Here is a 1,404-nt window from a genome sequence, read left to right as displayed (position 1 = left end):
GCTTACACAGACCATCTGACACGCCCGGCCAGCAGGGCCAGACTGCCCGAAGCCAGCGCGCCGATGACCTCGGCGACCATGATCGTCGCGGTGATGGAGAAGACCACGGCCAGCCGGCCCCGCCGGCCCGCCGCCGGAAGAGCATGGGAATGATCGTGTCCGCTCATACCGGGGTCTCTTCCACTCGATGAATCATCAGCTTAACGTCACCATCCTGTCCGGCGATACTGAAGGCACGCTCAATGCGCACAGCAGGCGCAATCCGCCCCGCAGCCATCGCCGTCCTTCTCGTTCTGGTCCCCGGCGATCAGCGCGGAGGCGGGGGTGCAGCAGGCATCCCCGCGCCAGGCCTCCACCCCTTCCTTGAGGGCGACGGCGGCGATCACCAGGGCCGCGACTGGGTCGGCCCAGGTCCAGCCCAGGGTGCTGTTGAGGACCAGGCCCACCAGCAGGACCGCCGAGAGGTAGGTGCAGATCAGGGTCTGTTTGGAGTCGGCCACCGCGGAGGCGGACCCGAGTTCGCGGCCAGTGCGCCGCTCGAACCAGGACAGGAACGGCATGATGGCCAAGCTCACGGCGGCCAGCACGATCCCCACCGTGGAATGCTCCGGTTGCCCGGCCCCGAACAGGGTGCGCACGGCGTCGACGGTGATGAAGGCGGCCAAGCCGAAGAAGGAGAAGGCGATCAGGCGCAGCGCCACCTTCTCCCGGCGGTGCGGGTCCGGGGTGGCGAACTGCCAGGCCACCGCGGCGGCGGAGAGGACCTCCACGATGGAGTCCAAGCCGAAGCCGATCAACGCGGAGGACGAGGCCACGGTGCCGGCGGCCAGGGCGATGGCCGCCTCGATCACGTTGTAGGTGATGGTTCCGGCCACGATCCAGCGGATCCGGCGGTGCAGGACCGCACGGCGGTCGTCCGTGAGGGGCTTGGAGCTCAGCGTGAGGGTGCTCATGCGCAGGTGCATCCCGCAGCGGAGCAGCAATCCGGGTCGATGGTCAGCGTCAACTCCAGCAGCTCCCCAAGGGTCTGGCCCAGCCGGGGGTCGGCCAGGGCGTACCAGACGTTGCGGCCCTCGGCGGTAGTGGTCACCAGCCCGCAGCCGCGCAGGCAGGCCAACTGGTTGGACATCACCTGCTTGGACACCCCCAGCTCCCCGGCCAGCGCCGACGGGCGGGCCGGCCCATCACGCAGGGCCAGCAGGATCCGGGTCCGGGTGTCATCAGAGAGGGCATGGCCCAGTCGGGACAACGCCGAGACATGAGTGAGGGTCGTGGTGCTCATGCCTAGAACGGTACAGCATAACGTGTACCCTTGTCGGGGTGCCGCCCGGCAAGCGGCCGGCACCATGGCCCGATCCCAGGAGGTCCGCGCAACTAGGGCGTGTCTGAGAATAGATGCACGAG

2 protein-coding genes and 1 pseudogene are annotated in these 1,404 nt (G+C 68.6%); all 3 read right to left on the bottom strand.

The annotated features are described in order from the left end of the window. Positions 1 to 26 precede the first annotated feature (26 nt). A pseudogene (locus tag HMPREF3105_RS12920) lies at positions 27 to 167 on the bottom strand (cation transporter); the annotation flags it as partial. A gap of 72 nt (positions 168 to 239) precedes the next feature. Continuing rightward, entirely contained in the window at positions 240 to 953 is a 714-nt protein-coding gene (locus HMPREF3105_RS04260; protein ID WP_036317504.1) for a cation diffusion facilitator family transporter, read from the bottom strand. After that, complete coding sequence (locus HMPREF3105_RS04255; protein ID WP_020628509.1) at positions 950 to 1,282, bottom strand: ArsR/SmtB family transcription factor; 333 nt, start codon at positions 1,280 to 1,282, stop codon at positions 950 to 952. The genes HMPREF3105_RS04260 and HMPREF3105_RS04255 overlap by 4 nt, the downstream gene beginning before the upstream one ends. Positions 1,283 to 1,404: the final 122 nt, after the last annotated feature.

Origin of the sequence: Micrococcus sp. HMSC31B01, assembly GCF_001816085.1 — a bacterium.
GTDB classification, from domain to species: Bacteria; Actinomycetota; Actinomycetes; order Actinomycetales; family Micrococcaceae; genus Micrococcus; species Micrococcus luteus.
Note: the sequence above shows the minus strand (reverse complement) of the source record. Positions and strands in the feature narration are given on the sequence as shown.

What these genes read in the sequence shown, in the direction of transcription:
- HMPREF3105_RS04260 (WP_036317504.1), bottom strand. Translation starts at nt 953, where the DNA reads ATGAGCACCCTCACGCTGAGCTCCAAGCCCCTCACGGACGACCGCCGT.
- HMPREF3105_RS04255 (WP_020628509.1), bottom strand. Translation starts at nt 1,282, where the DNA reads ATGAGCACCACGACCCTCACTCATGTCTCGGCGTTGTCCCGACTGGGC.